Here is a 22,988-nt window from a genome sequence, read left to right as displayed (position 1 = left end):
AATCGCCGATGATTTTTTCGGCTGTAGCGCCATCCGCGATTCACACACTAGATGGGACAGACGGATATGTCTGTCCTACTCAAACCCCCAGAATAGGGAATTGGGTTTTTGAGCAAATACGGTGTTTTTATCCAGTATCCGTACAGTTTTATGCTGATTTTCGTCGTTTTTTACAGTCACACCGAGGTTTTCGCGTCTGAGCTTCCTCGGTGCACCATAGAAGGTCAGTCCAATACAGAGCGTTCTACCTCCGAATTGGTCTACTCGCCGGAAGGGTCCACACTGGAGTTCTCTGGAGGAGACGCCCATGACTGCACCCCCCGCCATCACCCCCCACCCCGACGAGCCCGCCGGCCCCGTCGTCGTCTGGTTCCGCGACGATCTACGGGTTGCCGACCATCCGGCCCTGCACGCCGCCTTGGCCCGTCAACGACCGATCGTGGCCGTGTACGTGTTTGACGACGAATCTCCCGGCGTGCGTCCGCTCGGAGGTGCGGCTCGCTGGTGGTTACACCAAAGCCTGCGATCTCTGGCTGCGACCCTCGAAAAGCTCGGCGGGCGACTCATCCTGCGCCGGGGTGCTGCGGCCGCAATCATCGCTCAGATTGTGCACGACACGGATGCCGCGGCGGTCTTCTGGAATCGCCGCTACGGCGAGGCCGAACGCACGATCGACACCGCGATCAAGGCCGAGTTGCGCGGGCGCGGCGTGGACACCCACAGTTTCGCGGGTTCGCTTCTGTTCGAACCCTGGACGGTGCAGACCGGGCAAGGCGGCTCTTACTCGGTTTTTACGCCGTTCTGGCGTTCCTGCACAGCAGGCCCGCCGCCGCGCGCGCCGTATCCGGCACCCACCAGTATTGCCACCTCGACGGGCGACACCGCGACAGACGGCCTCGACTCCGACAACCTGAACGACTGGGGCCTCGAGCCGAGTGCGCCCGACTGGGCCGCCGGGCTGCGCGCCGCCTGGACGCCGGGCGAAGCATCCGCTCAGAGAATGCTCGAGCGCTTTCTCGCAGAGGCGCTTCCGCGCTACGCCGCCGACCGTGACGAACCGGCCCAGAACGCCACGTCGCGCCTGTCACCGTACCTGCGCTGGGGCGAGATCAGCCCGCATCAGGTTTGGGCCGCCACGCAGCAGGCTCAGCGTGAACTCTCCGGCCCGGCGCTGACAAGCGCGACCCGATTTCTCACCGAGCTCGGCTGGCGCGAGTTCGCTTACCACGTGCTCTTTCACGCTCCCCAGCTCGCGACGACAAACCTGCGCCCCGCCTTCGACGCTTTCCCGTGGCCACCGGTTGACGAGCGTGCACTCGCCGCTTGGAAACAGGGGCGCACCGGCTTTGCGCTCGTCGATGCCGGGATGCGCGAACTGTGGCGCACTGGAAGTATGCATAATCGGGTACGCATGGTTACCGCATCATTCCTGATCAAGAATATGTTGGTCGACTGGCGCGAAGGAGAGCGCTGGTTCTGGGACACTTTGGTCGATGCCGACGCTGCGAGCAACCCTTTCGGCTGGCAGTGGGTGGCCGGCTCCGGAGCGGATGCTGCGCCCTACTTTCGCATCTTCAATCCCGAGTTGCAGGCGGCCAAGTTCGACCCGCACCAGCAGTACATCCGGGAATACGTACCCGAGTACGGCACGGATGCCTACCCGGAGCCCCTCGTCGACCTCGGCGAAACGCGCCGAGCCGCCCTCGCCGCCTACGAGAGGGTCAAGGCCCAATCGGCGAGTTAGACCACCTGAACGGACACGATTCCCGGGATTTTCTCGGAGGGTTTCTTCTCAGGCTTTTGTTCCCGTTTCTGGTCGGACGACCCGATGTACCACATGCTCAGGACACACATAATGAGGGAGCCGAGGGCCAACGGATTCTGCAGGTAGACCACCAGATAGCCGAGCCGCGGCACAAAGGCCGTCACACCGCCAATGACATCAGCGGTGGGCACGGTAAAGGGGTCGACCGTGTTATTCGCATCACCCTGGGTGGTCAGGGTGCCATCGTCGTTGACAGCAACAAGTCGGTGGGTGGTGCGATCGCCAGCGTGCCGAAAGGTGATGATCTGGCCGACCTCGTACTGGTCGGCCTCAGCGATAACGACGCTGGCCGGCAGAATGGTGGGCGACATCGACCCTGTGCGCACGACATACGCACGGTAGGGCAGAGCGCCCGTGGCCACGAGAGCTACCGGTGTGAGCACGGCGGCCAGCACAAGCAACAAAATCACAGTGCCCTTGAATCGCTTCACGGTGCCCCTTCAGCTCGAAATGAAATGTGGAATGGCCCGGACGTCGCTACCCGACAGCGATATCCGAGCCATTCACTCACGCCTTAGAGGCTCGGTTTCTGCCCCACCTGTGTTGCGACGATCTGGTACGGCAGTCCTGCATTTGTGGCCTTCACGGGCGGTCCATTTTGCTGCTTGACCGGGTACGGGAGCCATTCGCCGCCGCCAACCTCGGACTGGCCGACAGCTTTGGCGGCGATCATAGCGCTGAAGGAAACTTGTCCGATGGACCCCGGCGTGAGGTTTTCCTGCAGCTTGTACGCACGTTCCAAAGGCCAGCAGCCGTCCGGGGAAAATTCCGGGTCACCCGAGCATCCGGGAACACCATCGCCATTGTCGTTCAGGTTCGCTGAATCAAATAGGGCTGTGCCGTTTGCCGAAAGATGGAATTCCATGAAGGTGCCTTCGTCATTCAACGCGTGCAGCGCCTCGGCGTTATTGAAGACGACCCAGACATCCTGGGGACTCCGGCCGTTGTTCGTGTACCGTTCGGAGACAGTCTGCAGCTCACCCGGGAGCATGTTGGTGAAGTGCAAGTCGAGGCTGTCGACGCCTGCGATCTTAATCGAGCCCTTCGTGCCATCAATGCTGCCCTGCTCGGTATCGCTGAAGTACGCACCGGTCGGCCCCAATGCCGCGAGTGCCATGGTCAGCGCCACAGCGACGCCCCCGGCCCCAATGATGGCCTTCTTGCGGTTTAACATAAGTTTCACGTCAGTCTCATCTCAAATTGTCAGTTTTGAAGTGGATAATGAGGGCTTTTCATTATCCCCATCCAGAAGCGTAGGTTTGAGCACTCCTCATGTATGCCCCCCATCAGGTGTAGCTAACCCCCAATCTGGGTGCTGGAACGCCTACCGATGACGGTTCTCAAAACGTGCCCGCAACGGATAGAGATAGATTTTTCTAGCTTCGTTCGTCGACATTGACGCCAGAATCACCGGCAGCCGAGTCGAGCGTCGTCCCGCCCGACTGGCCCGTTCTGCGCCGCTTGCGCACGCTGGCCACGACGCCGGCGAAGATCATGGAGCCCGCGTAGGCGAACAGCAATGACGCGGCCACCGGAATGAGCCAGACCCGGTTGGCGCCATTGACCGCATTATTGACGTAGCCAATCAGCGGAACGGAGTACCAGAGCCGGCCTTGAATCTGCCCTTCGAGCACTGCGGACGCATCGGCCGCACCGTTGTTGTCACCCTTCGTGACGAACGTGCGCTCACCCGCGGTCATATTGATCGCGATGACGCGGTGGGTAACGACACCGGGTTTTCCCGTCTCCATTTGGTAGGTGATCACGTCGCCCAGGGCCAGGTCTTCAACTGCAACGGGTCGAACGATAATCAGCGTGCCGGGTGGAAATCCCGGCTCCATCGAGCCGGTAAGCACGGTAAGCGGGATCGACCCAGTGACCTTCGGCACGACGACTAGCACGGCGCCGAGACCGATTACCAAAAGTAATACGGCCAGACTCAATGCGAAACTGATCTGACGCCACAGGCCAGCGGCCTGCTTGGTCGGCTTGGGCAAAGGACGCGGGTCAGCGTCGACAGTCACGCGCACTGCGACTTGTTTCACCCGACTCCCCTGCGTGAGCGCTCAGTGGTAATGAGCGGCTACGGGGTCTGCGTGAGGATCACGCCGAGATTGGACAAGAGGGCCGATGCGTTCTTCGCGTCGTCGTCGTCAACGTCATCGAAGCTCTCCAGGAATTCGATCACGACCGTAACGCGGAGCTCGTGGTCGCCTTCGCTCAGGTCGAACCAGGTTTGATCGTCGCTATAGGCGTGGGGGACGTATATTGCGTCGCCGATGTCCACCGACACAATGGTCGTCTTGTCGAGGAGGATCTTAAGCGCCGTGCTGGCATCAGAGTTTTCAGAGCTGATCGAGCCGTGGTCGATAGCTATTCGCGCATGGAGGTTGTCACCTCGTGCTGTGACGTTGAGGAACGATGTGTAAGTAAGGACGTCCCCGGGCACGATCTTATAACTCTCCAGATTGATCTCGGTGCCGTACTGGTCGGTCCAGAAAACAACGTCCGCCGTCTCAACCGTCAGCGTGCCGGCAGTGAGGGGAGCGCCAGCGATGGCCGCGGAGCTATTCCAGAGCGCGAAGGTTCCCGCCCCGCCAAGAAGAAGTGCCATACCAGTAGCGCCGGCGATCGAACCGGTGAGGATCCGCTTCATGAAAATCTTCCATTCTACAATCGAGGTGAACCGAGGAAATCTCTCTACCGTTTGCCGCGCGGAGCCCTTGGGGAACGCAAAACCGCACCTGGGTCCCCGCCCGAGGATGGAACGCCCTGTGTCGGCGGGTCCCAAACCGTTGGAAAAATATGTCTTGGCGTTCTGCGTCGGTGCCGGCGACATTCATTCAATCGCCGAGTTTTATTTTTGAACGACATTCCGGCTAACCGGAGTCCACGGGGAGAGTCGCGCTCGCACCTGCGATTTCACGCGACTCTCCTTTCGTGGGGCGCCGAGGTCCTATTCGGCGACCGGCGCGGGGGCGGGGGTCTGCGTGAGGGTGACGTCGAACGCGGACAGATCGACCCTTCCGGCCTGCGCAGCGTTGTCGTCACCTTCGGCACCGCTCGGGAAGTCGACCGCGACAGTCACGAGATACTCCTGCGACTCCCCTGCCGACACGTTGACCTTATAGGAACCGTCGACTTCGGCTTCGATCGCCACAGTGCCCCCGTCCTCAACGGTGGTGACCGTGGTCATCACCTCGAGAGCCTCGTATAGCGCCACGTCCTCCTTGTCGGTAGTGGCGTGGGCCGCGATCGAGCCCTGAGGGATATTAAGGGTCGCTTGAAGGTTATCGCCCTGCGCGTTCACAGTCAGTGTGGTGGCAGAGGTGAGCGTGTCGCCCGGAACAATGAGGTACTTTTCCGGTTCGGTGATTTCGGTGCCCGCACCGTCGCGCCAGGTGCTCTCCGACGCTTTGACCGTCAGCGTGCCAGCAGTGATGATTGCACCGGCGATCGCCGCGTCGTCATTCCAGAGCGCGAAGGTTCCCGCGCCGCCAAGGAGAAGAGCAACGCCGGCAGCGCCAGCGATGGATCCTTTGAGCATTTTGTTCACGATTGTGCCTCTCAATTGTCAGTCCCAAGGTGAGATGATGAATTTTATTCATCATCTATATTCAGAACAATAGAGATGAGACATTCTCATGTATACCCCCGTTGGGTGGCCAAGACCCCCCAGACTGGGGGATGGAACGATGGGTCTGCTCTCAACAAAAACGGGCAGACGGATGCTGCACCCCTGTGATCATGCCGGGGTGCAGCATCCGTCTGCCCGTTTTCGCGAACGTCGAACGAGTTAGAAGAAGCGGGCGTACGCTCCGACCGTCAGGAAGGTCGGGAACTCGGGCTCGAGCGCTGAGGTACGCAGCACCATGAGTGCGTCGTCGAAGCGGTCGGTGGGCGTGCGCTCGAGGCCGTCGACGATCTCGTCGAGCACCTCTTCAACCCAGTCGGAGTCGATCCGGCGCCCCTCGGCGGTGACCGAGTTCTCGTGGATCCACTGCCAGAGCTGCGAACGAGAAATTTCCGCCGTAGCGGCGTCTTCCATAAGGTTGTCGATCGCCGCGGCACCGACCCCACGCAGCCAGGACTCGATATACCGCAGAGAGATGAGTACGTTGCCCCGCACGCCCGCCTCGGTGATCTGGCCGCCGACCGACGCAACGTCCAGCAACTGGGCGGCCGTCACGCTCACGTCAGGGCGGGTGCGCTCGATTTGGTTCGGGCGGTCGCCGAGAACCGTGTCGAACTCAGCCTGAGCGGTCGGGATCAGGTCGGGGTGGGCAACCCAGGAACCGTCGAAACCATCGGTGGCTTCACGCTTCTTGTCCGCCGCAACCTGGGCGAGAGCCTGCTCGGTAACCGCCGGATCGCGGCGGTTCGGGATGAAGGCGCTCATTCCGCCGATGGCGAAGGCTCCGCGACGGTGGCAGGTGGCGACGAGCAATTCGGTGTACGCCCGCATAAAGGGCACCGTCATGGTGATCTGCTTGCGGTCGGGAAAAACAAAGCGGCTGCCCCGGGACCGAAAAGTCTTGATGATGCTGAAGATGTAGTCCCAGCGTCCGGCGTTCAGACCGGCGCAGTGGTCGCGCAGTTCGTAGAGAATTTCTTCCATCTCGAAGCCGGCCTGGATCGTTTCGATCAGCACCGTGGCACGGATGGTGCCGTGCTCGATGCCCAAACGCTCCTCGGCGTAGGTGAAGATGTCATTCCATAGGCGCGCTTCCTTGTGGCTCTCCAGCTTGGCCAGATAGAAGTATGGGCCGGTCCCGTTCTCGATAAGCTTTTGAGCGTTGTGAAAGAAGTACAGCCCGAAGTCGATGAGGCTTCCCGAGGACTTCATGCGGCGGTTGGCGCGATCAACGAAGGTGATGTGCTTTTCAACGAGGTGCCAGCCACGCGGACGCACCACGATGGTCGGCGTCGACTCGTTGGTGATCTCGTACTTTTTACCTTCGGGGCTCGTGAAGCTGAGCTGACCGCGTACCTGATCGAACAGGGTCAGCTGGCCCTCGATCACGTTGGTCCAGGTTGGGCTCGTGGCGTCTTCCTGGTCGGCGAGCCAGACCTTGGCGCCCGAGTTGAGGGCGTTGATAGCCATCTTGCGGTCCGTCGGGCCGGTGATCTCCACCCGCCGATCCTCGAGGCCGGGTCCAGCTCCCGCAACGCTCCAGGTCGGGTCTAAACGGATGCCTTCAGTTTCGCTGAGAAACCGGGGGTCGCGACCATTCGCGGTGTCCACTCGGGTTTGCAGCCGAGCAGCGAGCAGGTCGTGTCGGGTCCCGGCGAAACGCTCGTGTAGCTCGGCGAGAAATTGGAGGGCGTCTGGGGTGAGGATCTCGTCGTAGCGTTCTCCGAGCGGGCCAGTGACCTCGAGGTGCGGACGAATCGTGGCGAAGCTGCCAGTGCTCGTCTTCACGATTTCAGAGTTGACCGCCTGATCGAGGGTGGGGTTCGGGGTGTTCATGATCTGACTCCTTGCGAAAGTAGGTGGTACTGACGGCGGTCGAGCTGTAGGTGCGGTGCGACCGATTCCAGGTGGCGGGGGGGAGCTGTTTTGCTTCGGCCGAATGAGCGAGTGTAGGGGTGTGCCATCACGATTCGACAGTGGTATTTGCCTGTACCTTTACTCTGCCCGACCGGGGCCGGGCCGAACCATAATAATTGGGCAGAAGAAACCTTGTTCTTCTGATTGTGGAAACTTTTGCGATCTGCGACACTGGCGCTATGGTCCCCGCCGAAGCCCTCGCAGCGCTCTCCTCTCTCAGCAGTGATGAACCGGAACTTGACGCGCTCACGCTGGGGCGTCGCATTCGGGAGCTGCGTACCGCGCGGCGCATGACGCTCGACGCCCTCGCTGCCGCGATCGACCGCGCGCCGTCGCAGGTGTCGATGATGGAGAACGGCAAGCGCGAACCGCGCCTCTCCATGCTGCGCACGATCGCCCTCGCGCTCGGCACCACCGTCGAAGATCTGATGCGAACGGATGCCCCCTCCGAGCGCGCTGCCCTGGAAATCTCGGTCGAGCGCGCCCAGCGTGGGCCGGTCTTCCAGGCCCTGGGACTCCCCCGCATTCGAGTGAGCAAAGGCCAGAGCGACGAAACACTGCAGACCATCCTGAGCTTGCATAATGAAATCGACCGGCTCAACCGCGAACGCGCGGCGACTCCGGAGGAGGCACGACGGGCTAATTCCGCGCTGCGCCAGATCATGCGTCAGCAGGATAACTACTTTCCCGAGCTGGAGACGCAAGCCCTCGAGCTGCTCACCGCAGTCGGGCACTCCGGCGGCCCGGTGTCGCAGCAGCTCGTTGCCGACATGGCCACCCACCTGGGTTTTTCGCTGCACTATGTGAACGATCTTCCACACTCCACCCGGTCGGTCACCGACAAGCGCAACGGGCGCATCTACTTACCCACCCAGCATTCGGCATCACGAGATTCCCGTTCGCCGATCGTGCAGGCCTTCGCAAGCCACCTCTGCGCGCACGAAGAGCCAAAAAATTATGCTGAATTTCTGCGCCAACGGGTGGAGACCAACTATCTCACCGCCGCTATCCTGCTGCCGGAGCGGGACGCGCTGCGTATGCTGACCGAGGCCAAGACCCTGCGGCGCATCTCCATGGAAGACCTGCGGGACGCTTTCGCGGTCTCCTACGAGACGGCCGCTCATCGCTTCACCAACCTTGCTACGGCACGGCTAGACATTCCCGTGCATTTCATGAAGGTGCACGAGTCCGGCACGATCATCAAGGCATATGAGAACGATAACGTGCGGTTCCCAAGCGACGCACTGGGCGCGGTCGAGGGCACCACTGTCTGCCGCAGCTGGACGGCTCGTACCGTCTTCGACGTCGAAGACCGGTTCAGCGCCTGGTATCAGTACACGGACATGCCGGCCGGAAGCTTCTGGTGTACCTCCCGCATCGAAAAAGCCAAAGAGGGCGAGTACTCGGTGAGCGTTGGCGTGCCGTTCGCTCACGTGAAATGGTTCCGAGGCAGGGAGACGGCGAACCGCGCCGTCTCCCTGTGCCCCGACGAATCCTGCTGCCGCCGCGCGCCTGACAATCTGGCCGTTCGCTGGGCCGGGCAATCGTGGCCGGCCGCACGCACCCCGACGAGTCTGCTTGCCGCGCTGCCCACCGGCACCTTTCCCGGCGTCGACCAGACCGAGGTGTACGAATTTCTTGAGGCGCACTCACCGCGCTAACCTGCTCGCGAAACCTATGGATACCCAGCCACTCTTAACTAAACAAACCGGTACGTCGCCGGTAATACTTTTCGATACCATTACTATGACGTAAATAAGCGCTCTGTAAATAGTGGCCTTGTTGCGGTACCACGCACCAGAGATTGTCGGTTGGGCTTGTCCTACGCGTCGCCGCCTGTCTCGACCTACTGAAATGCGAGCCGACAATGTATGACGCTCGCAGTGTGTTGCGTCATCTCAACCGTGCCGTGCACGCGGGAATCCCGTCGGTGAAACCGTGGATGAACGAGCCGCACGATCAGGTTGAGCCTCCCCCGCCGGCCGAGACGACGGCGCCCATGCCATCACACTGGTTTCGCTCCTCAGCGCTACTCGATGTGCGCGGGCTTCAGGTTTCGTCGGCGGCGCACGTGAACGCACGGCGTTTGGTGCACGGCATCTCGCTCTCCATCACCTGCGGCGAGGTCATCGGGCTGGTTGGCGATGCGTCTTCTGGAGCCCTCGAAGTCGCGCAGAGCATCGCCGGCGTGCTCCCTGCCCCGGCGAGTATCCGATCCGGCTCGATTCTGTACAACGGCGTCGAACTGGTCGGACTGCCGGCACGATCTTTCTCTCGACTGAACGACACCAAAATCGCGTATCTGCCGCGCAGCCCACGGGACAGCCTCGACTCGAATATGACGGTGGGAACCCAGCTGGCCGCACTGCTGCGTTCCCGCGGCGGTCTGTCGAAACCGGCCGCCTACGAACGGTCGCTGGATCTGCTGGGCCAGGCCGGTGTCGAAAATCCGGAACATACCTTTACCGCCTATGCGCGCGATGTGTCGGCGATCCTGGCACGGCGCGTGCACATTGCCCATGCCCTCGCCGGCAGCCCGAATTTGCTGGTGGCCGACGACCCGACCGACACCCTGAACGCAGCTGACAGCGTCGACATTCTTGAGCTCTTGAGTAAGTTGCAGCGCAAACACAAGTTGACGATGATCATCGTGACACGCTCGGTGCATGTGGCGGCCCAGATCTGCCATCGTGTTGCTGTGGTGCGTACCGGTGCGATTGTTGAATACGCGTCGGTCGCCGACCTGTGTGGCTCCCCCAAACACCCGTACACCCGCGCGATGCTCCACGCGTCCGAGAATGAGTCACTGGGGTGCACCGCCTTATAGATTGGGCGCATGGACGAAGCTTCGTGTTGAAAACGGATGCCCCGCGCAGCACCCTCGTGCAGGCCCGCCACCACGGTCTCGCCCGGTGGGAGATCTACTCGGCGACGTGAGGAATCCGCTTGCCGGGTGCCACTTCAGTGCCTGCCCGGGCGTCGAATTGATGATTTCCAGCCCCGCGTGGCTCGGCGAAAACACGATTGTATTCCTACTGATTTACGATATCGTCACGATAGGGTACCGCCGCCCGTGCCGTCTCCTCGGCTTGTCGAAAGGACCACATGTCTACCCGTGAACTCCGCAACTTCGTCAACGGGGACTACACGTCGTCCTCGGCCAGTGAACAATTGGACATCATCAACCCGGCCACCGAAGCGGTGTATGCCCGCGCGCCCATCTCGACCGAGGTCGACGTAGCCGCCGCTTACACAGCCGCCGCCACTGCATTCGAAATCTGGGGACAGACCACTCCGAGCGAACGCCAGCTCGCCCTGCTGGGGTTCGCGAACGCGCTCGAGTCGCGGGCCGAGGAACTCGCCGACGCCGAGTGCGAGAACACCGGCAAGCCGCGCGCCGGTATCGTGGGCGACGAGGTCGAGGTCATGATCGACCAGGTGCGCTTTTTTGCCGGGGCAGCCCGCCTCCTCGAAGGCAAGGCCGCCGGCGAGTACATGAAAGACCACACGTCCTTTGTCCGGCGCGAGCCGATCGGCGTCGTCGGCCAGGTCACTCCGTGGAACTACCCGATGATGATGGCCATCTGGAAGATCGCTCCAGCCCTCGCCGCCGGCAATACCGTCGTGCTCAAACCGAGCGACTCGACCCCGGTCTCCACCCTGATGCTGGCCGAGATTGCCTCCGAATTTCTGCCTGCCGGTACCTTCAACGTCGTGACCGGAAACCGCGACACCGGTCGAGCCCTCATCACCAACCGCACCCCGCAGCTCGTCTCGATCACCGGATCGGTCCGCGCCGGCATGGAGGTCGCCGGCACTGCCGCCCTCGATCTCAAGCGAGTACACCTCGAGCTCGGTGGCAAAGCGCCCGTCATCGTGTTCAACGACGCCGATGTTCAGCAGGCCGTTGAGGGCATCGCTGCGGCCGCGTTCTACAACGGCGGGCAGGACTGCACGGCAGCTACCCGCGTGCTCGTGCAGGAAGGCATCCATGACGAGTTCGTGGCCGCACTCGCCGCCTACGCCAAGGACAACGCCCGCACGGGCGCCCCATTCGATGAGGGGATCCTGTTCGGTGCCCTTTCGAGTGCCGAGCAGCTCGCTCGGGTCGAGGGTGTCATCTCCCGTCTACCCGACCACGCCACCCTCGCACTCGGCGGCCACCGCCAGGGCACCACGGGCTACTTTCACGAAGCCACGATCATCGCTGACCTACTGCAAAGCGACGAGGCCGTGCAGAACGAGATCTTCGGCCCGGTCATCACCGCGCAGAAGTTCAGTGATGAAGCCCAGGCGCTGGCCTGGGCCAACGACGTGGAATACGGCCTCGCCTCATCGGTGTGGACGTCGCACCATGGTGTCGCGATGCGCATGGCCAAGAACCTCGACTTCGGCTGTGTCTGGATCAACACGCACCTCCCCCTCGTAGCGGAGATGCCGCACGGTGGCTTCAAACACTCCGGCTATGGCAAAGACCTTTCCCTGTACGGCCTCGAGGACTACACCCGCATCAAGCACGTCATGAGCTACATCGGCTAGCGGCATCCGTTAACAGAAGCAGGGCCCGTCCACAGACGGGCCCTGCTTCTTGCTCTAGCGAATGCTCAGATTCTTTGAGCCTTAGATGCTGTTGACGTCGAGCTGGATGCCAGGACCGAAGGTGGTCGAGACGACGCCCTTCGTGATGTAACGGCCCTTGGACGAGCTCGGCTTGAGACGGACAACTTCTTCGAGAGCGGCGGAGATGTTCTCATTCAGCTGCTCGACCGAGAACGAGGCCTTGCCGACGACGAAGTGCACGTTGGAGTGCTTGTCGACGCGGAATTCGATCTTTCCGCCCTTGATGTCGGAAACGGCCTTAGCGACGTCGGGCGTCACGGTTCCGGTCTTCGGGTTGGGCATGAGACCACGCGGGCCGAGCACCTTTCCGAGACGACCGACCTTACCCATGAGCTCGGGGGTCGAGACGGCCGAGTCGAATGAGGTGTAACCGGCGGCTACCTTCTCGATGAGCTCGTCGCCACCGACCTCGTCGGCGCCGGCTGCGATAGCGGCTTCGGCGGCAGGGCCGGTTGCGAAGACGATGACGCGGGCGGTGCGGCCGGTGCCGTGCGGGAGGATGACGGTTCCACGAACCATCTGGTCGGCCTTGCGAGGGTCGACTCCGAGGCGGAGGGCGACCTCAACCGTGGAGTTGAACTTTGCGGAGCCGGTTTCCTTGGCGAGGGCTACGGCCTCGGACGGGGTGAAGACGTTGTCTTCGCCGATTTTCGCGGCGGAGGCGCGGTACGCCTTTGACTTGGTTGCCATGTGAAATCTCCTGTATGTACTTCAGAGTGTGGTGCGAGCCTGGCAGGCTCTTCCACTAATTGCTAAGGGTGCACAACAGACGCCGTGAGGCGCTGATGCGGGGGTGTGCTTAGGCGCTGACCGTGATGCCCATGGAACGGGCGGTTCCGGCGATGATCTTCGCGGCGGCGTCGATGTTGTTGGCGTTGAGGTCAACCATCTTCGCTTCAGCGATCTCGCGGACCTGGGCCTGCGTGAGGTTGGCAACCTTGACGGTGTGCGGGGTTCCGCTGCCCTTGGCGACGCCGGCGGCCTTCTTGATGAGCTCCGCTGCGGGCGGGGTCTTCAGAATGAACGTGAACGAGCGGTCGTCGTAGACGGTGATCTCCACGGGGATGACGTTGCCGCGCTGGGCTTCGGTCGCCGCGTTGTAGGCCTTGCAGAACTCCATGATGTTCACGCCGTGCTGGCCCAGTGCCGGCCCAATGGGCGGTGCGGGGTTGGCTGCGCCGGCCTTGATCTGAAGTTTGATCAGACCTGTAACCTTCTTCTTCGGTGCCATTGTGTTGTCCTTCGTATTGATGTGCGAGCAGCCCGGAGGCCGCTCTCCCGGTGGCCCGGATGGGCCCCGGTGGTTTGGGGAAACCAGCGTGGATGGCCCTGGCGGGGCATCCGTTCTGATTGGTTAGAGCTTGGTGACCTGGTCGAAGCTGAGCTCGACGGGGGTCTCACGCTCGAACAGGGAGACAAGCACGATGAGCTTGCCGCTCTCCGGCTTGATCTCGCTGATCGAACCGGGCAGGCCCGCGAACGAACCTTCCTTGATCGTGATGGTCTCGCCGATTTCGTAGTCGATCTCGGCGGCGATGACGCGCTGCGCCGACTTTCCGGGGGCGCCGCCAGCCTTGGTGGGGGCTTCGACAATCTCCACGAGTCCCTTGAGCATGCCAAAGGCCTCTTCGAAGCGCAGCGGCGTGGGGTTGTGGGCGTTGCCGACGAAGCCGGTCACACCGGGGGTGTGGCGAACAACCGACCAGCTGTCCTCGTCGAGGTCCATACGCACGAGCACGTAGCCCGGGATGCGCACGCGGGTGACCATCTTGCGCTGGCCGTTCTTGATCTCGACGACGTCTTCCATGGGAACTTCGCACTGGTAGATGAAGTCTTCCATCGCCATGGACTGCTTACGGTTTTCAATGTTCGACTTCACCCGACGCTCGAATCCGGCGTAGGAGTGAATGACGTACCACTTGCCCGGCAGGAAACGAAGTTCCTTGCGGAAGGCTTCGTACGGGTCGATCGGGGCATCTGCTTCGGTCTCGACGTCCGCGTCGGCGGTGACGAGCTCGTCTTCGTCTTCGACGGCTTCGACGGACGCCTCGGCTTCTTCGGCCGAATCGATGTCGAGGGCGTCATCGACGATGGCATCAGCTTCGGGATCGGGGGATTCGGTGAGGGCGTCGAGCGCGGCATCGAGGTTGATCTCGACATCGGCGCTTTCGTCCACGACGTGCAGGGCCGCCTGCTCGGCAGCTTCTACGGAGTCTTCGTCGGCGGCAAGCGTGTTGCCTTCCTGGGCCTCGTCTTCCTCGGAGGACTGCTCGGCGGCAGTGGCCCAGTCGACATCGTCGTGCTTCGTCTCAGTCACTAAATCTCAATTCCTAATTTGTTCTACGTGTGCAAGTTTTGTCTGGACACGTTTCCATGCCGGTAATGTGGGCGCTCTGCCCGAGCGGATGCCGATGGGACTCTCTGCGGATGCCGGTGAGGCTCTTTTAACCCGGCGTTCCAAACACGTAGAGAACGGCAAGTCCGAAGACCCAGTCGAAAGCCGAGACGATAGCCATCATGATAATCACGAAGACGAGTACGACGCCGGTGTAGTTCAGCAGCTCTTTACGAGTCGGAGTGACGACCTTGCGCAACTCGGCGAAAACCTGCTTGATGAACAGGGACAACCGACCAAAAGGTCCACGATTGGAGTCGCGGGCAATTCGGGCGTTCGCGACGACTTCCTCACTAGGTTCGTCGACAACTTTTCGGGCCACCTGTTTCACCTCTCATGATCGGAAGAATTCTACCGATGTGCAGGGCGGACAGGACTCGAACCTGCAACCTGCGGTTTTGGAGACCGCTGCTCTACCAATTGAGCCACCACCCTATGGACGTAAACCCGCAAAGCCGCCTGAACTTCAACCACGTAGAAACACGTGGAAAAAGGCGCAGAAAAGCATGGCGAATTCAACTACCAGAACAAGTCTAGGTCACGGACCGGCCACTGTAAAGCTGAGGCGAACAAGCGCGAGGGGCGAGCCACCGCTTCCCGGTCAGCTTGGCACCCGAACCCTTGAGCGCGCACCTTCCCAAGAAGTGAGTCGTCACTGAGGGAACCAGTGTCACCCGACCCGTCACGGTTTATTTTCTCAGCTGAACGCGCGGCCAGCACTTGGGATCAGGGACGATCGAGGCGGCCGATCAGCTTGTGCATCGCGGTCATGGCGCCGCCGAGCACGGCCGGGATACCGCCGCCGGGGTGCACCGACGCGCCCACCCGCCACAGCCACGGACGTGCGCGGCTCGTATAGCCGGGGCGGTGGAACGGCCCACTCTGCCAGAGTGGGTGGGTTGCGCCGTACAGTGCTCCATCGGTGGAACCCCAACTGCCGAAATACTGCGGGTCGAGCACGACATGGTCGCGAAACAGCTCGCTGATCGGCCGGTCCAGGCCCACGGCGGCGCTGACCCGAGCAACCTCACGTGCCACCCACGGGCTGTCGAGATCGTAGTGGCGGCCATCGGCGGGCGCGGTGAGGAGTACCGCTACAGTGGCCCGGTCATTGGGATAGACCTCGTGCGGGCGATAGTAGTTCAGGAAAGCCATCGTCTGCTCCGGCACGAGTCCCGCATCGAGGCTGCGGTGCAGGGCAGCCGGGTCGTCGGGTAGCACGACGGAGTGCGTAGCCGTGCCCTCCGGCAGCGGCGTCTCGAGCGCCGCATAGATGGCCACCCCCGAGCACGAGCGTGCCCGCGCCCGTGCCGGTGACGCGCCGAGCAGACCGTCGAGCACCACACTGTCGAGTCCGCTGACGACCACGTCGGCCGGGTATGTCGCCGATGCCGTGGTCACGAGACTTTTTGACACGGATGTGACAGGCTCGCCGGTGTGCACATTGGCGCCAGCATGCAGCGCCAGGCGGTGCAACGCGAGTGGTAGCTCGTTCACTCCCCCCTCGGGAACCCACACGCCGTCCCTGGCCATAATGGCCGGCATGCTCGCGTACAGGGCGAGAGTCTGCCGGGGCGAGACCCCCGCGTTGAGGGTGTGGATGGCGATGACCTCCCGCAGGCCGTCGGGCATCCAGCTCAGGCCGTCAAGAAAGCTGCGCGTGGTCAGTCGGGTGCCGTACCGGCGAAACACGCTGCGCACGGCCGGCAGCGATGCCGGATCCAGCGGGTCGGCCGTGAGCATGGTCGTGAGTTGGGGCCCGAGGCCACCGTGTTCCCGTTCGAAACGGGTCCAGGCCGCGTACCAGGGATGCCCGGCCGGCACCGGCAGGGTGGCTGCTTCTCCCCGGTAGAAGTACCGGCCCACTTCAGGCAGTCGGTGCAGCGTGACCCCGGCTACCGCTGCGGCCTCCACGGGAGCAGACCGGCGGGCGCCGAGCGCGTCGTAGCGAGCGAGCAGTTCCTCCCAGACCCGCGGGAACGTGACCAGTGCGGGTCCGGTGTCCACACGCTGCCCGTCAATCTCGAGGCGCCTGCTCTTGCCGCCGATCCAGTCGGATCCTTCCAGTACGGTCACCGAATGACCGGCGCGGGCCAACAGCGCGGCGGCCGTGAGCCCCCCGATGCCCGCGCCGAGCACGACTATGCGCCGCGGGGATGTATTCGGGCGTGATCGGGTCATGGATAGCCTCCCAGCAATATGGCTGCCACGATTTGGGCCCCCGCTACGGAACCGGCAACGTAGGGGAACACGATCGAGAATCGATACAGTCGGCGGGCCGTTGCCGGTGTGGGGCTGCGCCCCAGCGAAATTACCAGCCAGCCGGCGATGAGTGCATTCACCGCGGCGACCGGCCAACTGATCAGCGCGAATCCCACGGTGGACAGAGCCCACCACACGCCGCTCCACACCGTAGCGCCGCGCGCACCGAGATGGACGGCAGTGGTGTGAATTCCGGCGGCGCGGTCCTCGTCGATATCCTGCACCGCGTCGTAGGTGTGCTTGGCTACGCTCCACGCCATCAGCCCGATAGCCGCCGACCAGACCGGCGACGTGCCGAAGGCCAGGGGCACGAAGATCAGCGGGAACGCGTAGGCGGCGTTGCTGAGCGAGTCGAGGTAGCGCCGAGCCTTGAAACGCAGCGGGGGTGCCGAGTAGAAGATGAAGATCACCGTGTACGCGGCAATCCAGGCAAGCGCGGCCGCCGGCAGCGTGAGGAGAAAGTACACCAGGAACGGTGCGTTGGTCAGCACGACCGCGAGCACAATACTGCGAGTTTCCGAGCCGAGGATACGAGCCCCCTCGAGGCCGCCCTTGCGGGCGTTCCGGGCATCCGTTTCCTGGTCGAAGATATCGTTCACGCCGTAGATCAGCAGGTTGAACGGCAGGGTCGCCCAGAGCAGCAGCGGAACAATGTCCCAGCGCCACAAATCCCCGATCAACCACATGCCGATGACGGTCGTTCCGACGGTGTTGACCCACAGCACCGGCCGAGAGATCTGAACCAGGCGGGTGATCATTTGATCACTCTATTCCTGCGGAGACTCAATTTTTACGGGTATCCCCTGGCTCAGCCGGTGCGCGGCAGATCTTCGTCACCGCAGCTGGCACGAGCGCTGGCTCCACCGGGGCCTGTGCTCGCGCGCGGGTCGGGTGGCTAAACTCAATACGTGGATCACGAACTCAAGCGAATTTCAACTCGGATCGGTTCTATTGCCGAGTCAGCGACCCTCAAGGTTGACGGCAAGGCCAAGGCGCTGCAGGCGGCGGGAAGGCCGGTGATCAGCTTCGCGGCGGGGGAACCCGATTTTCAAACGCCTGAGCACATCGTGGAGGCGGCGCTGACCGCCGTGCGCGACCCGAAAAACTATCGATACACCCCAGCGGCTGGTCTGCCTGAGCTGCGCGAGGCCATCGCGGCCAAGACGCTGCGTGACAGCAGCCTCGTGGTCTCGCCGAGCCAGGTCGTCGTCACCAACGGTGGCAAGCAGGCCGTTTACCAGGCCTTCGCGACCCTGCTCGATCCCGGTGACGAGGTCATCGTGCCAACCCCGTATTGGACCACTTACCCCGAAGCGATCCGCCTCGCCGGCGGCGTGCAGGTCGACGTCTTCGCCGGCAGCGATCAGGGCTACCTCGTGACCGTCGAGCAGCTCGAAGCCGCACGCACCCCGCGAACCAAGGTGCTGCTATTCGTTTCACCGTCCAACCCCACCGGCGCCGTCTATACGCTGGAGCAGACCCGTGCCATCGGTCAGTGGGCCGAAGACAACGGCCTCTGGGTCATCTCCGATGAGATCTATCAAAACCTCACCTACGACGGGGTTCGTGCCATTTCGATTGTCGAGGCCGTTCCGGCGCTGGCCGACCGCACCATCCTGGTCAACGGTGTCGCAAAAACGTATGCGATGACCGGCTGGCGACTCGGCTGGATGGTCGGCCCCGCCGACGCCATGAAGGCGGCAGCCAACCTGCAGTCCCACCTCTCTTCGAACGTGTCGAACATCTCGCAGCGCGCGGGAATCGCAGCGCTAAACGGCCCGCAGGACGCCGCCGAGGCCATGCGGGTCGCCTTTGACCGCCGCCGCAAGTTGATCATCGCCGAGCTGAACCAGATTCCCGGCGTCGTGACGCCCACCCCGCAGGGCGCGTTCTACGTCTATCCCGACGTGACCGGCCTGCTCGGCCGTCCGTGGGGCGGCGTGACTCCAACGACGTCGCTCGAACTGGCCGACCTCATTCTCGATCAGGCCGAGGTGGCCGCAGTTCCCGGTGAAGCTTTCGGACCGAGTGGATTCCTGCGCATGTCATACGCTCTCGGCGATGACGTCCTGCTCGAGGGTGTGCAACGCCTGCAGCGCCTGTTCGCCTAGTACGGCATCCGTTCCCGTCCACTGCTGGATGAGGAAGACGATCACCAGAGGTGGTGTGGAAAGCGCGGGAGTGGGACTCTGGACCTATGACATCCACTCCCCCGGCTGTGCAGGTGCGCGATCTGCAGAAATCGTATGGCGGCGTCGAGGCGGTACGCGGCGTGAGTTTCTCGATCGCAGCCGGTGAGACCTTCGCCCTGCTCGGTCCAAACGGCGCCGGCAAAAGCACGACGATCGAGATTCTCGAGGGCTATCGTGCCCGTTCCGGTGGCGAGGTGAGCGTGCTGGGCACTGATCCGCACCGGGGCGGCCTGGAGTGGAAGGCCCGCCTGGGCATTGTGTTGCAGACCAGCAACGAGAGCGGCAATGCCACCGTGACCGAGCAGCTGCGTCACTTCGCCGGGTTCTATCCCCATCCGCGCGACGTCGACGAGGTCATCGACGCGGCGGGCCTGCGGGAGAAAGCGAAAACCCGCGTCAGCAAGCTTTCCGGCGGGCAGCGTCGCCGAGTGGATGTCGCCCTCGGCATTATCGGACGTCCCGAGTTGTTGTTTCTCGACGAACCGACCACCGGCTTCGACCCCGAGGCTCGGCATCAGTTCTGGCACCTGATTCGCGGGCTCAAGGCGGAGGGCACCACCATTCTGCTGACGACCCACTACCTCGACGAGGCCGCGCAACTCGGCGACCGTGCGGGAATCATCGCCGGTGGCCAGCTCATCGACATCGGCCCGCTCGACAAAATCGGCGGAGCGGATGCCCGCGTTCCGGTCGTGCGCTGGCGTGACGGCAACGGACTGGTACGCGAAGAGCGCACCAGCCGCCCGGCGCAGGTCGTGGCCGAACTCGTCCGCAGCTTGAACGGCGCCGAGCCTGAGGATCTCGAAGTGATCCGGCCCAGTCTCGAAGACGTGTACCTGTCGCTCGTGCGGGGACATGAGGCAATTCCGGCTGGGACCGGGGCTGCAGCATCCACTAATGACGGCCGGCCGGATCCGAGCCGACGTACCTATAAGGACGTACGAGCATGAGCGCCACGGTTTCGGTCGCCCGCCCGCAGAACAAGGCTCCGGGCACGCTCGCGCTCGGCCTGTCCCGCATCGGCTATGAAACGCGCCTGTACTTTCGCTCCCCCGACACCCTGTTGTTCACGTTCTTTTTTCCCTTCATCATGCTGGGCATTTTCACCGCCGCGTTCAGCTCCTCCGGCAATATCGGTGCCAATCCCGACGGCACCGGCGGCGTCAGCGTGGGTACCTACTATCTGCCCGGCATGCTCGCTGCCGGCATGCTTCTCTCCGGTGTGCAGAACCTCGCCGTCGATATCGCCGGCGAGAAAAGCGACGGCACCCTCAAACGCCTCGGCGGCACCCCGCTCTCCCCGCTGAGTTATTTTCTCGGCAAGATCGGGCAAGTCTTCGTCACCGCGATTCTTCAGGCCGGCCTCCTGCTGCTCGTGGCACGGCTTGTGCTTGATATCGCGCTGCCGACTGAGCCCGAAAAGTGGGCGACGTTCGCCTGGGTGTTCGTATTCGGCGTGATCACGAGCGCGTTTCTCGGTATAGCGCTCGCGGCGGTACCTCGGTCGGGGCGCAGCGCCACGGCCGTGGTGGCTCCCGTGGTGCTCGTGCTGCAATTCATCTCGGGCGTCTATCTGCAGTTCACGACGCTGCCGGAGTGGATGCAGAACTTGGCGAGCATCTTTCCGCTCAAATGGATGGCGCAGGGCATGCGTTCGGTCTTTCTACCGGAAAGCTTCGCGGTTGCCGAGCAGAGCGGCACCTGGGATTTACCCTGGGTGGCCGGCGCCCTCGGTATCTGGCTGGTGCTGGGACTCGTGCTGAGCCGGGTGACGTTTCGTTGGATTCGGCGCGACGCGTGAGCCTGGCCTGACGCCCGAACGTTCGAGCAATTTGCGCTCGAGTGCCCCGGCGGTCAGTGCATGCTGATTCGACAGCTGCAGTGTGCGCAGCACGGACGAGACATGCGTTTCAACGGTGGTCGTTCTTGGCGGTCGTTCTCTGCGGTCGGCGACAACGTCTCATCGCTCAACGCGAACACCGCCACCCCTGCCCAGATCACAAGCTACGCCATGATCGTCCGGCCGTCCACGCGGTGAAGCTAGAGCGTCAGCCCCACCAGCACCGGCTCGGGCTGCAGGTTCACCCCGAACTCCGCCTGCACCCGGCCGAGCACGTACCGGGCCAGTTCGGCGACCTCCTCGGCGGTAGCCCCGCCGGTATTCGTCAAGGCCAGGGTGTGTTTGCTCGACACCGCCGCTCTCGACCCCGGTAGGCGAAAGCCGCGGCTGACCCCCGCGTGTTCGATCAACCAGGCGGCGCTGAGCTTGACCATACGCACGGGTTCCTCACCGGGAACAGGTCCGACCCCGCTATATTCCTCGAGCGGAATAACACGATCGGCCGGCTCCGCGGCAAGCGGCCAGCGCGGCACATCCATCGGCAGCGAGCGCGCAAATGCCTCGGTCACGATCGGGTTGGTGAAGAACGAACCGGCGCTGAAGGTGTCGGGGTCGCTCGGGTCGAGCACCATTCCCTTTTCGGCCCGCAGCCCCAGAACGGTGGCGCGTACAATCTGCAGCGGCACCCGGTCGCCGAGCTGAACACCGAGGGCCCCGGCGAGTTGGGCGTACTTCAACGGTTGACCGAGGGCGCTTCCCAAAACGGATGCCTCGGCCGCGGTGTCGTGCAGCTTCAGCTCGATCGCGAGCACGACGCCGCGCAGCCCCTGTTTGAGCGCGGAGGTGCGGTAGCCGAGGCCCAGGTCGGCATGCTCGAGTCGTTCGATCTCGCCGGTTTCATAGGAGAGAAAGTCAATGGCGACGAGGCTGTCCGCGAGCTCCTGGCCGTAGGCGCCAATGTTCTGCACCGGGGCGGCACCGCACGATCCGGGAATGCCCGACAACGCCTCGATGCCGGACCAGCCGCGCTCCACACTGTAGGCGACGAGGTCGTCCCACGGTTCGCCGGCCTGTACGCGCAGTCGCACGCAATCGGTCGGCCCGGTGCCGGCATCCGCTTCGCTCGTGGTTTCACTGCGGAGTACCTCGATACCGCGAGTCACGACGTGGATGACGATACCGTCGAAGCCGTCGTCGGCGACGACGGTGTTGGAGCCGCCGCCGAGCAGCAACCAGTTCTCAGCCATGCCCCAGACCACGAGGCTCTCGTTGATGAGGTCCTGCTCCGTGACCGGTGCCACCCGTGCAACCGGCGGCCCGCCGATGTGAAAGGTGGTGAGGGTGCTGAGTGCAACGGGTTCGATCATCTTTCAGGCCAGGTTGACGCGCGCCTGCGCCTTGCCGAGAACCGTCGCGCCGTTGAACGTCACGGTCAGGTCGATACGGGCAATGAGGGCTTCGGGGTCGACGGCACCCACCTTGGCGACGACCGCCACGGTGGCGCCATCAGTGGCGTCGACGAAGACCGGGCGGGTGAACCGCACCTGATAGTCGAGAACCCGGGCCGGGTCGCCGGCCCAGTCGACGACGGGCTGCACGGCCAGCCCCATGGTGAGCATGCCGTGGGCGAGCACACCCGACAATCCCACTGACTGCGCGACATCATCGCGGTAGTGAATGGGGTTGAAATCACCGGATGCCCCGGCATAGCGCACGAGGGAATCGCGCGTCAGGGCGAAACTCGCCTCGGCGACGACGTCGCCGACCGTGAGGGCGGTCGCATCGGGGATCATTCGTCTCCCCTGACGACGAGAGTGGAGATGGCGGTGACGACGTGATCGCCCGCGGCGTCGACGATGGTGGACTCGGCGGTCACCATCGAGTGGCCACCGAGGCTCTTGATGCTCGTCACCGCGAGAGTTGCCGTGAGCTCATCGCCGGCGATGATCGGCCGGGTGTAGCTGAAGCGTTGGTCACCGTGTACGACGCGGGTGAAGTCGATGCCGCCATCCGGTTCGGCCAGAAGTTGGGCCAGGGTGGCCTCCTGCACGACCACGGCAAAGGTGGGCGGGGCGACGACGTCGTGGTGGCCGGCCGCGCGGGCCGCTTCGGGATCGTGGTTGATCGGGTTGGTCGCGAACACGGCGCGGGAGAATTCGCGCACCTTTTCACGGCCGACTAGATACGGGGCGACCGGCGGAAAGACCCGCCCCTGCAACTCTGGGTTCACTGACACCCACCGAGTCTACTCAGAGAGATCGCGCCGATTGTCAGGAGCGCACCGCGACAAGGCGCACACTATT

23 protein-coding genes and 1 tRNA gene are annotated in these 22,988 nt (G+C 63.1%); 8 read left to right on the top strand and 16 right to left on the bottom strand.

Annotation, left to right across the window (positions count from 1 at the left end):
- Positions 1–307: 307 nt before the first annotated feature.
- Positions 308–1,744 (top strand): deoxyribodipyrimidine photo-lyase, encoded by a 1,437-nt coding sequence (locus CXY72_RS08015; protein WP_104127163.1) that lies wholly within the window; start codon positions 308–310, stop codon positions 1,742–1,744.
- Here CXY72_RS08015 and CXY72_RS08010 read toward each other — a convergent pair.
- From CXY72_RS08010 to aceB, 6 genes are all read right to left on the bottom strand, one after another.
- Entirely contained in the window at positions 1,741–2,256 is a 516-nt protein-coding gene (locus CXY72_RS08010) for a signal peptidase I (protein ID WP_104127162.1), read from the bottom strand. The genes CXY72_RS08015 and CXY72_RS08010 overlap by 4 nt on opposite strands.
- A gap of 83 nt (positions 2,257–2,339) precedes the next feature.
- Positions 2,340–3,008 (bottom strand): hypothetical protein, encoded by a 669-nt coding sequence (locus CXY72_RS08005; RefSeq protein WP_146071110.1) that lies wholly within the window; start codon positions 3,006–3,008, stop codon positions 2,340–2,342.
- Between the two features lie 193 nt (positions 3,009–3,201).
- Positions 3,202–3,870 carry a signal peptidase I gene (locus tag CXY72_RS08000; RefSeq protein WP_233197709.1) on the bottom strand — a complete coding sequence of 223 codons (669 nt, stop codon included), beginning with the start codon at positions 3,868–3,870 and terminating at the stop codon, positions 3,202–3,204.
- Between the two features lie 38 nt (positions 3,871–3,908).
- Positions 3,909–4,481 (bottom strand): alternate-type signal peptide domain-containing protein, encoded by a 573-nt coding sequence (locus tag CXY72_RS07995; RefSeq protein ID WP_158252522.1) that lies wholly within the window; start codon positions 4,479–4,481, stop codon positions 3,909–3,911.
- A gap of 300 nt (positions 4,482–4,781) precedes the next feature.
- A complete protein-coding gene (locus tag CXY72_RS07990; protein ID WP_233197713.1) occupies positions 4,782–5,372 on the bottom strand; it encodes an alternate-type signal peptide domain-containing protein in 591 nt (196 codons plus the stop codon).
- A 249-nt stretch (positions 5,373–5,621) separates the two neighbouring features.
- Positions 5,622–7,295, bottom strand: a complete 1,674-nt coding sequence (gene aceB, locus CXY72_RS07985; protein WP_104127157.1) for a malate synthase A — start codon at positions 7,293–7,295, stop codon at positions 5,622–5,624.
- 260 nt (positions 7,296–7,555) lie between these two features.
- On the opposite strand from aceB, the gene CXY72_RS07980 reads away from it, so the two are divergent.
- The 4 genes from CXY72_RS07980 (at position 7,556) to CXY72_RS07970 (ending at position 11,915) form a co-directional block, all read left to right on the top strand.
- Positions 7,556–9,037 (top strand): helix-turn-helix transcriptional regulator, encoded by a 1,482-nt coding sequence (locus tag CXY72_RS07980; RefSeq protein WP_104127156.1) that lies wholly within the window; start codon positions 7,556–7,558, stop codon positions 9,035–9,037.
- 224 nt (positions 9,038–9,261) lie between these two features.
- On the top strand, positions 9,262–10,203 hold the full coding sequence (locus tag CXY72_RS07975) for an ATP-binding cassette domain-containing protein (RefSeq protein ID WP_158252521.1): 942 nt from the start codon (positions 9,262–9,264) through the stop codon (positions 10,201–10,203).
- Entirely contained in the window at positions 10,188–10,313 is a 126-nt protein-coding gene (locus CXY72_RS20345; RefSeq protein ID WP_255409265.1) for a hypothetical protein, read from the top strand. The genes CXY72_RS07975 and CXY72_RS20345 overlap by 16 nt, the downstream gene beginning before the upstream one ends.
- A 168-nt stretch (positions 10,314–10,481) precedes the next feature.
- Complete coding sequence (locus CXY72_RS07970) at positions 10,482–11,915, top strand: aminobutyraldehyde dehydrogenase (RefSeq protein WP_104127154.1); 1,434 nt, start codon at positions 10,482–10,484, stop codon at positions 11,913–11,915.
- Between the two features lie 81 nt (positions 11,916–11,996).
- On the opposite strand, the gene rplA is transcribed toward CXY72_RS07970, so the two are convergent.
- The 7 genes from rplA to CXY72_RS07935 form a co-directional block, all read right to left on the bottom strand.
- Positions 11,997–12,686: a 50S ribosomal protein L1 gene (rplA, locus tag CXY72_RS07965; protein ID WP_104127153.1), complete on the bottom strand. Its 690-nt coding sequence runs from the start codon at positions 12,684–12,686 to the stop codon at positions 11,997–11,999.
- Between the two features lie 109 nt (positions 12,687–12,795).
- A complete protein-coding gene (gene rplK / locus CXY72_RS07960) occupies positions 12,796–13,227 on the bottom strand; it encodes a 50S ribosomal protein L11 (RefSeq protein WP_104127152.1) in 432 nt (143 codons plus the stop codon).
- A 123-nt stretch (positions 13,228–13,350) separates the two neighbouring features.
- On the bottom strand, positions 13,351–14,313 hold the full coding sequence (gene nusG, locus CXY72_RS07955; RefSeq protein WP_104127151.1) for a transcription termination/antitermination protein NusG: 963 nt from the start codon (positions 14,311–14,313) through the stop codon (positions 13,351–13,353).
- 127 nt (positions 14,314–14,440) lie between these two features.
- Entirely contained in the window at positions 14,441–14,713 is a 273-nt protein-coding gene (gene secE, locus CXY72_RS07950) for a preprotein translocase subunit SecE (protein WP_104127200.1), read from the bottom strand.
- Between the two features lie 40 nt (positions 14,714–14,753).
- Positions 14,754–14,826: transfer RNA gene (locus tag CXY72_RS07945), tRNA-Trp, on the bottom strand.
- 291 nt (positions 14,827–15,117) lie between these two features.
- Entirely contained in the window at positions 15,118–16,572 is a 1,455-nt protein-coding gene (locus CXY72_RS07940; protein ID WP_104127150.1) for an NAD(P)/FAD-dependent oxidoreductase, read from the bottom strand.
- Positions 16,569–17,411, bottom strand: coding sequence for a UbiA family prenyltransferase (locus CXY72_RS07935; protein ID WP_104127149.1), 843 nt, complete (start codon positions 17,409–17,411; stop codon positions 16,569–16,571). The genes CXY72_RS07940 and CXY72_RS07935 overlap by 4 nt, the downstream gene beginning before the upstream one ends.
- 150 nt (positions 17,412–17,561) lie before the next feature.
- Between CXY72_RS07935 and CXY72_RS07930 the strand changes: the two genes are divergently transcribed.
- The 3 genes from CXY72_RS07930 to CXY72_RS07920 all read left to right on the top strand — a co-directional run bounded on the left by CXY72_RS07930 (position 17,562) and on the right by CXY72_RS07920 (position 20,646).
- Positions 17,562–18,764, top strand: coding sequence for a pyridoxal phosphate-dependent aminotransferase (locus tag CXY72_RS07930; protein WP_104127148.1), 1,203 nt, complete (start codon positions 17,562–17,564; stop codon positions 18,762–18,764).
- 86 nt (positions 18,765–18,850) lie between these two features.
- Positions 18,851–19,795 carry an ABC transporter ATP-binding protein gene (locus tag CXY72_RS07925; protein ID WP_104127147.1) on the top strand — a complete coding sequence of 315 codons (945 nt, stop codon included), beginning with the start codon at positions 18,851–18,853 and terminating at the stop codon, positions 19,793–19,795.
- Positions 19,792–20,646: an ABC transporter permease gene (locus CXY72_RS07920; protein WP_104127146.1), complete on the top strand. Its 855-nt coding sequence runs from the start codon at positions 19,792–19,794 to the stop codon at positions 20,644–20,646. Before CXY72_RS07925 ends, CXY72_RS07920 begins: the two co-directional genes overlap by 4 nt.
- A gap of 239 nt (positions 20,647–20,885) precedes the next feature.
- Here CXY72_RS07920 and CXY72_RS07910 read toward each other — a convergent pair whose 3' ends face one another.
- The 3 genes from CXY72_RS07910 to CXY72_RS07900 are packed head-to-tail and all read right to left on the bottom strand — an operon-like array spanning position 20,886 to position 22,921.
- Positions 20,886–22,052: a UDP-N-acetylmuramate dehydrogenase gene (locus tag CXY72_RS07910; protein WP_104127145.1), complete on the bottom strand. Its 1,167-nt coding sequence runs from the start codon at positions 22,050–22,052 to the stop codon at positions 20,886–20,888.
- A 3-nt stretch (positions 22,053–22,055) separates the two neighbouring features.
- Positions 22,056–22,478, bottom strand: coding sequence for a MaoC family dehydratase (locus tag CXY72_RS07905; RefSeq protein ID WP_104127144.1), 423 nt, complete (start codon positions 22,476–22,478; stop codon positions 22,056–22,058).
- On the bottom strand, positions 22,475–22,921 hold the full coding sequence (locus CXY72_RS07900) for a MaoC family dehydratase N-terminal domain-containing protein (protein ID WP_104127143.1): 447 nt from the start codon (positions 22,919–22,921) through the stop codon (positions 22,475–22,477). The genes CXY72_RS07905 and CXY72_RS07900 overlap by 4 nt, the downstream gene beginning before the upstream one ends.
- Between the last annotated feature and the right edge of the window lie 67 nt (positions 22,922–22,988).

The organism is Cryobacterium sp. Y57, assembly GCF_002929505.1.
Lineage (GTDB): Bacteria > Actinomycetota > Actinomycetes > Actinomycetales > Microbacteriaceae > Cryobacterium.
Note: the sequence above shows the minus strand (reverse complement) of the source record. Positions and strands in the feature narration are given on the sequence as shown.